This window comes from Streptomyces sp. NPDC004788, assembly GCF_053601115.1.
In genome coordinates this window covers 87,243-95,164 of sequence record NZ_JBSGBF010000018.1, presented here as the reverse complement: position 1 = coordinate 95,164, position 7,922 = coordinate 87,243, and the positions used below count along the sequence as shown (strand labels likewise).

Here is a 7,922-nt window from a genome sequence, read left to right as displayed (position 1 = left end):
TCGCGGCGGGGGTTGCGTTCGGGCCCCATCCGGGCTCGCAGCGGGCCAGGGTCGCGCTGGGCCCTCACTTCAGCTCCACCCCCCCGGCGCGCGCGTTCACCACGACCGGCCGCCATTCCGCCGGGGAGAAGACGAGCGACGGCACCTCCGGCCGCCGCCCGTTGCGCATCGCGATGAAGCCCTCGACGAACGCGATCTCGACGTCACCGACGCCCTGGCTGCCGGAGCGCCATTCGGCGCGTGACAGGTCGAGTTCGGGCGCGCTCCGCCCCGTGCCCCCGCCCTCCCTGAAGGCGTGCCGACCGGTAAGGGTGCTGGTGCTGTCCGTCACGTCCCTGCTCCTCTCGCGCCGTGGGGCCTCAGCGTAGCGAGCGGCCGGGGGTGCGGACAGACCCTCATCCGGTGGGCGGCCGGTCGCCCACGACCCACATCGAGAAGAACTGCGCGCCCCCTCCGTACGCGTGTCCGAGCGCCGTGCGCGCCCCCTCGACCTGGTGCTCGCCGGCCTGTCCGCGGACCTGCAGCGCCGCCTCGGCGAAGCGGATCATGCCGGAGGCGCCGATGGGGTTGGTGGACAGGACACCGCCGGAGGGGTTCACGGGCAGGTCGCCGCCGATCTCGGTGACGCCGGCCTCGGTGAGCTTCCAGCCCTCGCCCTCGGCGGCGAAGCCCAGGTTCTCCAGCCACATCGGCTCGTACCAGGAGAACGGCACGTACATCTCGACCGCGTCGATCTGGCGGCGCGGGTCGGTGATGCCGGCCTGCCGGTAGACGTCGGCGGCGCAGTCGCGGCCGGCCCGGGGCGAGACGAAGTCCTTCCCGGCGAAGAGGGTCGGCTCGCTGCGCATCGCCCCGCCGTGCACCCAGGCCGGCGGCCGGGGCGAACGGGCCGCGCCCGTCCGGTCGGTGAGGATCATGGCGCAGGCCCCGTCGGAGGACGGGCAGGTCTCGGAGTAACGGATCGGGTCCCACAGCATCGGCGCCGACTGCACCTTCTCCAGGGTGATGTCGTGCTCGTGGAGATGGGCGTACGGGTTCTTCAGCGCGTTGCGGCGGTCCTTGTACGCGACGAGGGAGCCGATCGTGTCCGGCGCGCCGGTGCGGCGCATGTAGGCGCGCACGTGCGGGGCGAAGAAGCCGCCGGCGCCGGCGAGCAGCGGCTGCTGGAAGGGGACCGGCAGCGACAGGCCCCACATGGCGTTGGACTCGGACTGCTTCTCGAAGGCGAGGGTGAGGACGGTGCGGTGCACCCGGGCGGCCACCAGGTTGGCGGCGACGAGGGCGGTGGAGCCGCCGACCGAGCCCGCGGTGTGCACCCGGAGCATGGGCTTGCCGACGGCGCCGAGCGCGTCGGCGAGGTAGAGCTCCGGCATCATCACGCCCTCGAAGAAGTCGGGCGCCTTGCCGATGACGACGGCGTCGACGTCCGCCCAGGTCAACGCGGCGTCGTCGAGGGCCCTTCGGGCGGCCTCGCGGACGAGTCCGGCGATCGACACGTCCCGGCGGGCGGCGACGTGCTTGGTCTGCCCGATGCCGACGACGGCTACCCTCTCTTTGGATGTCACAGCCTTACTCATGCGAGTCCCCTTCCAGGACGGCGACCAGGTTCTGCTGGAGGCAGGGCCCGGAGGTGGCGTGGGCCAGGGCGCGGTCGGAGGCGCCGCGGTGGATCCGGGCGGCGGCCTCGCCGAGCCGGATCAGTCCGGCGGCCATCATCGGGTTGGCGGCGAGCGCGCCGCCGGACGGGTTGACGCGGACGTCGTCGCCGAGGCCGAGCGCCTTGCGCAGGACGACCTCCTGGGAGGTGAAGGGCGCGTGGAGTTCGGCCGTGTCGATGGGCCGTCCGGCGGCCGGGTCGTACGCGCCGGCGCGCTCGGCCGCGAGGCGGGTGGAGGGCGAGTCGGTGAGGTCCCGCACGCCCAGCGCGTGCGCCTCGATGCGGTGGTCCATGCCGGTGATCCAGGCGGGCCGGGCGCACAGCTCCCGGGCCCGGTCGCCCGCCGCGAGGATGACGGCGGCGGCGCCGTCGCCGACCGGCGGGCAGTCGCCGGTGCGCAGCGGCGCCACGACGTAGTCGCCCTGCGGGCGGGCCCCGGGCAGCTGGGCGTGCGGGTTGGCGGCGGCGTCCTGGCGGCTGCGGGCGGCGATCGCCGCGAGGCCGGGCTCGTCGGTCTCGCCCGCGTCGATCAGGGCGCGGGCCTGGAGCGCGGCGAGGGCGACGGAGTCGGGCCACAGGGGCGCCGCGTAGTACGGGTCGAGCTGGCGGGTCAGCACGTCGCGCACGGAGCCGGGCGAGGACTTCCCGTAGGCGTACACGAGCGCGGTGTCGGCCTCGCCGGTGAGCAGCTTCACCCATGCCTCGTACAGCGCCCAGGCGCCGTCCGTCTCCACGTGCGACTCGGAGATCGGCGGCCAGGCGCCGACGCCGTCGAGGGCCATGGTGAAGGAGAAGGCGCGGCCGGCGAGGTAGTCGCAGGAGCCGGAGCAGGTGAAGCCGATGTCGGAGGTCTTCAGTCCGGTCTGCCGGAGCACCTCGTGGAGCACCGGCATCAGCATCTCGACCTCGGAGAGGTCGTCGGTGCGGCGGGTGTGGTCGGTCTGGGCGAAGGCGACGATCGCCACGTCGCGGATGGCGGCGCTCACAGCAGCTCCTTGTACGTGTCGTAGTCGGCGTCCGGCTCGCCGCAGGGGCGGTAGTGGTCCGGATAGCGGCCGCCCTCGGTCCACACCGGCTCCACCCGCAGGCCCATCCGGACCTGGTCGTACGGGATGCCCGCGATCCGGCCGTGCAGCGCGAGGCCGGCGCCGTCGAGGGCGATGTGGGCGTAGACGTACGGGACTTCGATGTCGAGGTTGCGCGCCTTGATGTTCACGATGCAGTACGTGGTCACGGTCCCGCGCGGCCCGACCTCGACCTTGTCGGTCGTCGCGACGCCGCAGGTGGGGCAGGCGCCGCGCGGCGGCACGTACACCTTGGCGCAGGACGGGCAGCGCTCGCCGACGGTGCGCCGGTCGGCGAGGGCGTGGAGATAGGCGCTCTGGGCGCGGCCGGGGGTGTAGGTGTAGTCGAGGCGGGCGGGCGCGACGATGCCGGTGACGGGTTCGGCGAACACGCCGTCGTGCGGGCGCGGTCGGGGCCGTGGTTCTGCCATGGCGCTGTCGTACGGCTCGAAGCACGCGATGTCGGTGATGGCGCCGTGCCGCTCCTCGGCCCAGCGCACCCGGACCCGCATCCCGGTCCGCACGTCCTCGGGCCGGGGCGCGTCGAGCGCGTGGAGCAGCGCGGTGTCGGCTCCGTCGAGCCGTACGAGCACCCAGGCGAAGGGGGTCGTGAGCGGCTGCCCGGGCCTTGGCTCGGCGTTCCACGCCCAGGTGGTCACGGTCCCGGTGGCCTCGACCTCGACCAGCTCCCGCAGCTCGGCCGCGGTCTCGGGGTCGTACTCGACGGGCGGCACGAGCACCCGTCCGGCCTCGGTGCGCACGCCGAGGACGACGCGCTCGCGCAGCCCGGTGAGGAACGCGGACTGGACGGGCCCGAGGGAGCGGGTGAAGGGGAACTCGACGACGAGGGGGGCGCGGAGCGTTTCGGGGGCGGGGGGCATGAGGACCTCCAGGTTCAGCCCGTCTGGGGGTCCCCCCACGCCGCCAGGCGTAGGGGGAGTTTGAGGACACGGCCGCAGGCCGTACGGGGTCCGGGGCGGAGCCCCGGTTTCGGGAAGGGGCGGGGTGGGGGGAAGGTTCACTCGCGCCGGTACACCGGCGTCCGCTTCTCCGCGAAAGCCTTCGCGCCCTCCTTCGCGTCCGCCGTGGCGAAGATCGGCCACCCGCGCTTCAGTTCCGCCGCGAGCCCGTCCGCCTCCGTCATCTCGGCGGTCTCGTAGACGGACGCCTTGACGGCCTCGACGGCGAGCGGGCCGCAGGCGTTGATGCGGTCGGCGATCTCCAGCGCCGTCTCCAGCGCCTGGCCGTCGGGGACGACGCGGCCGATGAGGCCGATGCGGGCGGCCTCCTCCGCGGGGTAGGGGCGGCCGGTGAGGAGCATTTCGAGGGCGTGGGTGCGGGGGATCTGGCGCGGGAGGCGGACGGTGGAGCCGCCGATGGGGAAGAGGCCGCGGCGGACCTCGAAGAGGCCGAAGGTGGCGGAGGCGCCGGCGACGCGGATGTCGGTGCCCTGGAGGATCTCGGTGCCGCCGGCGACGCAGTGGCCCTCGACGGCGGCGATGACGGGTTTGCGCGGGCGGTGGTGGCGCAGCATCGCCTTCCAGTGGAGGTCGGGGTCGGCCGTCATGCGGTCGCGGTAGTGGTCGCCGGCCATGCCGTCCCCGGCGAGGGCCTTGAGGTCCATGCCGGCGCAGAAGGTGCCTCCGGCGCCGGTGAGGACGACGGAGCGGATGGTGTCGTCGGCGTCGGCGGCGAGCCACCCGTCGTAGAGGCCGACCAGCATCGGCAGCGAGAGCGCGTTCCTGGCCTCGGGCCGGTTGAGGGTGAGGACGAGTGTGGCGCCCTCGCGCCGCACGGTGAGGTGTTCGGTGCCGTCGCTCATCGTTGCGTCTCCCGTCGTCGCCATTTCTGGAACAGGTTGCAGGAGTCGCCAGGCCACTTCAATAGCTTTCTGACACCTAGTCAGATTCTTCTGCGCGGTCTCTTCCCACCTCTCCCCATCGGCGCTCTAATGACCGACCGAGTCGCTGGCGGGCCAGGATCAGGAGGAACGGTGGAGTACAACCTTGCCGACCTGTTCGAATCGGTCGTCGATGTGGTCCCGGACCGCGAGGCGCTGGTCTACGTCGACCACCCCGGCACCGGCGCCGAGCGCCGGCTCACCTACGCCGGTCTCGACGCCGCCGCCAACCGGCTCGCGCACCACCTGATCGACGCGGGCCTCACGCCCGGCGAACACCTCGGCCTGCACCTCTACAACGGGGTCGAGTACCTCCAGACCGTGCTGGCCTGCCTCAAGGCCCGGCTCGTCCCGGTGAACGTCAACTACCGGTACGTGGAGGAGGAGTTGGTCTACCTCTACCGGGACGCCGATCTGGCCGCGCTCGTCTTCGACGCCGAGTTCACGGAGCGGGTGGCGGCCGCACTGCCGCAGACGGAGAAGCTGCGGCACCTCGTGCGGGTGGGGACCCCGCCCGAGGACGCACCGCCACTGCCCTGCGTGGAGTACGCGGACGCGGAGGCGGCCGGTTCTCCGGAGCGCGGTTTCGGGCCTCGCTCGGCCGACGACCTGTTCGTCATCTACACCGGCGGCACCACGGGCATGCCGAAGGGCGTGATGTGGCGCCAGGAGGACCTGTTCTTCGCCGGGCTGTTCGGCGGGGACCCGAGCGGCGAGCCGGTCAAGCGCCCGGAGGAGCTGGCCGAGCGGGTCGCGGCGGGCGGTGCGGGGCTCACCTTCTTCCCCACTCCCCCGCTGATGCACGGCACGTCCACGCTCACCTCGTTCATCGCCTTCAACTACGGGCAGCGCGTGGTGATCCACCGCAAGTACGTGCCCGAGGAGGTGCTGCGCACCATCGAGAAGGAGAAGGTGTCGAGCGTCTCGCTGGTCGGCGACGCGATGCTGCGGCCCCTCGTCGACGCCCTGCGCGGCCCGCTCAAGGGCACCGATCTCTCCTCGCTGTTCAGCGTGTCGTCCTCCGGGGCGATCATGTCGGACACCGTCCGCGAGCAGTTCCAGGCGCTCGTGCCGAACGTGCTGCTGCTCAACAACTTCGGTTCGTCCGAGTCCGGTTCCAACGGCCGGGCGACCGACGACTCCGGGCCCGCGAAGGGCTTCCGGCTGCACGTCAACGAGCGCACCCAGGTCGTCGACCCGGCCACGCACGAACCCGTCGCCGTCGGCGGGATCGGCCGGCTCGCGCAGCGCGGACACGTGCCGCTCGGCTACTACAACGACCCGGCGAAGACCGCCGAGACCTTCTTCCAGAAGGACGGCGAACGCTGGGTGCTGCTCGGCGACATGGCCACCGTCGACGAGGAGGGCATCGTCACGGTCCTCGGCCGCGGCTCGCAGTGCATCAACACCGGCGGCGAGAAGGTCTATCCGGAGGAGGTCGAGCAGGCGCTCAAGTCCCATCCGGACGTCTACGACGCGCTGGTCGCCGGCGTGCCCGACCCGAAGTGGGGCAGTCATGTGACCGCGGTCGTCCAGCTCCGCGCCGGGGCCGCGCCGCTGGACCTGGCAGCCGTCCAGGCGCACTGCCGCACCCGGCTCGCCGGCTACAAGGTGCCGCGCCAGCTGGTGCTCACCGACCGGATCCAGCGCTCGCCCAGCGGCAAGGCGGACTACCGCTGGGCCCGGTCGGTGGCGGTGGAGGCCGACGGCTCCTAGACGCCGAACTCCCTGAGGACCGCGAGGAACTCGTCGGGCCGGGTGGCGTGGATCAGATGCCCGGCCGCGATGGTGACCAGGCGGGCGTCCGGGATCTGCTCCGCCATCCAGGCGAGCTGGTCCTGCCGCAGATGGCTCTGCTCGCCGCCGCCGACGATCAGGGTGGGCGCGGTGATCGCCGGCAGCTCCGTGCGCCAGGCCGGGTCGGGCGCGTTCAGCTGGGCGTCGGTCGCGCCGACCACCGCCCAGTCGAGGCCGAGCGGCTCGTCCGGGCGCGGCACGGGGCCGCGCGGCGGGTCGAGCGGGAAGAAGACCGGGGCGTCCTCCAGGACGAGCCGGCCGATCAGTTCCGGCTCGCGCTGGGCCAGGAGGTACGCCGCCGCGCCGCCCATCGAGTGCGCGACGACGGTGGCGCCGGTCAGCCCGAGCGCCTTCAGGAAGCCGCCCAGCTCGTCGCGGAAGACGTCGAAGCCGTAGCGGCCGGGATGGTCGCTGAGTCCGTGGCCGCGCAGGTCGAGCGCATAAACCCGCCGGTCGGCACGCAGCGCGGCGGCGATCCCGGCCCAGTCGGTGCTGTTCTCGCCGCGGCCGTGCACCAGGACGACCGGCGGCGCGCCCTCCGGTCCGCCGACCCGGTACGCGAGCCGGACGCCGTCGACGAGGACCGTGCGCACCTCCGGGTCGAGGAAGGCGGCGACCGGGCGGACGAAGGCGCCGGCGTCGTCGACCCACGGGAAGTGTCCGGCGCCCGGCTGCACGACGACCTCGGCGCGCGGGAAGCAGGCGGCGATCTCGGCGGCCTTCGCCGGGGTGGGGCCGCCGTCGTACTCGCCCGCGAGGACGAGGACCGGCGCGTCGAGGGCGCGCAGCGCGGCCCGCGTCGTCTCCGGGTCGAAGGCGCCTTCCCCGTAGAACGCCTGGGCGGCCTCCCAGTCGGTCTCCTCGCCGACGCCCGCCGCGTGCGCCCGCGCGGCCTCGTCCCAGCGGCCGTACGAGAACGGCATGACGACCGGGGCGGCCTCCCGCTGAGGGGTGTCGGGGCCGAGGGCCTCCAGGGCGGCGCGAGCCTGCGGGTACCAGGGCTCGTCCGCGAAGACCTCGGCGGCCTTGTCCCACTCCTCGTCGGTGACGCCGACGCCGACGGCCCGGCCGCCCGGGGTCACCAGGACCAGGGAGCGGATCCGCCCGGGGTGCGCGGCGGCGTAGAGGGTGGCGAGGTTGCCGCTGCCGGAGTGGCCGAGGAGATCGATCCGCTCCAGGCCGAGATGGGCGCGCAGCGCCTCGACGTCGGCGACCTGACGGTCGCAGCGGTAGCTCGCCGGATCGGCGGGGACGGCGCTGTCGCCGGTGCCGCGCGGGTCGAGCACGATCAGGGTGCGGTGGGCGCCGAGTCCCCCGAGGTCGCCGAGGTAGACCGGGTCGCGCATGGGCCCGCCGGGCAGGACGAGCAGGGGTTCACCCTCGCCCTGTGTCCGGTAGGAGAGTTCGGTTCCGTCGTGGGTGGTGAACTGAGGCATGCCGTCGATCATGTCCGTCCGGTGAGGAGCGCGGCAATCGAGTTCTCTCCGGGCGCGATACGGTGGGA

Annotated in this window: 7 protein-coding genes; 1 reads left to right on the top strand and 6 read right to left on the bottom strand. The window is 73.4% G+C overall.

The features are described from left to right. Window positions 1–64: 64 nt before the first annotated feature. The 5 genes from ACWEJX_RS11380 to ACWEJX_RS11360 all read right to left on the bottom strand — a co-directional run bounded on the left by ACWEJX_RS11380 (window position 65) and on the right by ACWEJX_RS11360 (window position 4,543). Window positions 65–331, bottom strand: coding sequence for a DUF397 domain-containing protein (locus tag ACWEJX_RS11380; protein WP_451607246.1), 267 nt, complete (start codon window positions 329–331; stop codon window positions 65–67). A 64-nt stretch (window positions 332–395) separates the two neighbouring features. Beyond that, window positions 396–1,577 carry a thiolase domain-containing protein gene (locus ACWEJX_RS11375; RefSeq protein ID WP_451607245.1) on the bottom strand — a complete coding sequence of 394 codons (1,182 nt, stop codon included), beginning with the start codon at window positions 1,575–1,577 and terminating at the stop codon, window positions 396–398. Further along, window positions 1,570–2,631 (bottom strand): thiolase domain-containing protein, encoded by a 1,062-nt coding sequence (locus ACWEJX_RS11370; protein WP_451607252.1) that lies wholly within the window; start codon window positions 2,629–2,631, stop codon window positions 1,570–1,572. The genes ACWEJX_RS11375 and ACWEJX_RS11370 overlap by 8 nt, the downstream gene beginning before the upstream one ends. Before the next feature lie 8 nt (window positions 2,632–2,639). Beyond that, window positions 2,640–3,602 (bottom strand): Zn-ribbon domain-containing OB-fold protein, encoded by a 963-nt coding sequence (locus tag ACWEJX_RS11365; protein WP_451607251.1) that lies wholly within the window; start codon window positions 3,600–3,602, stop codon window positions 2,640–2,642. 137 nt (window positions 3,603–3,739) lie between these two features. Further along, window positions 3,740–4,543 (bottom strand): crotonase/enoyl-CoA hydratase family protein, encoded by an 804-nt coding sequence (locus ACWEJX_RS11360; protein WP_451607244.1) that lies wholly within the window; start codon window positions 4,541–4,543, stop codon window positions 3,740–3,742. Window positions 4,544–4,714: 171 nt separating this feature from the next. On the opposite strand from ACWEJX_RS11360, the gene ACWEJX_RS11355 reads away from it, so the two are divergent. Next, window positions 4,715–6,337, top strand: coding sequence for an acyl-CoA synthetase (locus tag ACWEJX_RS11355; protein ID WP_451607243.1), 1,623 nt, complete (start codon window positions 4,715–4,717; stop codon window positions 6,335–6,337). Here ACWEJX_RS11355 and ACWEJX_RS11350 read toward each other — a convergent pair. Further along, entirely contained in the window at window positions 6,334–7,854 is a 1,521-nt protein-coding gene (locus tag ACWEJX_RS11350; RefSeq protein WP_451607242.1) for an alpha/beta fold hydrolase, read from the bottom strand. The two genes, ACWEJX_RS11355 and ACWEJX_RS11350, sit on opposite strands and share 4 nt — an antisense overlap. Between the last annotated feature and the right edge of the window lie 68 nt (window positions 7,855–7,922).

Coding starts and splice junctions, on each gene's coding strand:
- ACWEJX_RS11375 (WP_451607245.1), bottom strand. CDS start 1,577: ATGAGTAAGGCTGTGACATCCAAAGAGAGGGTAGCCGTCGTCGGCATC.
- ACWEJX_RS11365 (WP_451607251.1), bottom strand. CDS start 3,602: ATGCCCCCCGCCCCCGAAACGCTCCGCGCCCCCCTCGTCGTCGAGTTC.
- ACWEJX_RS11360 (WP_451607244.1), bottom strand. CDS start 4,543: ATGAGCGACGGCACCGAACACCTCACCGTGCGGCGCGAGGGCGCCACA.
- ACWEJX_RS11350 (WP_451607242.1), bottom strand. CDS start 7,854: ATGCCTCAGTTCACCACCCACGACGGAACCGAACTCTCCTACCGGACA.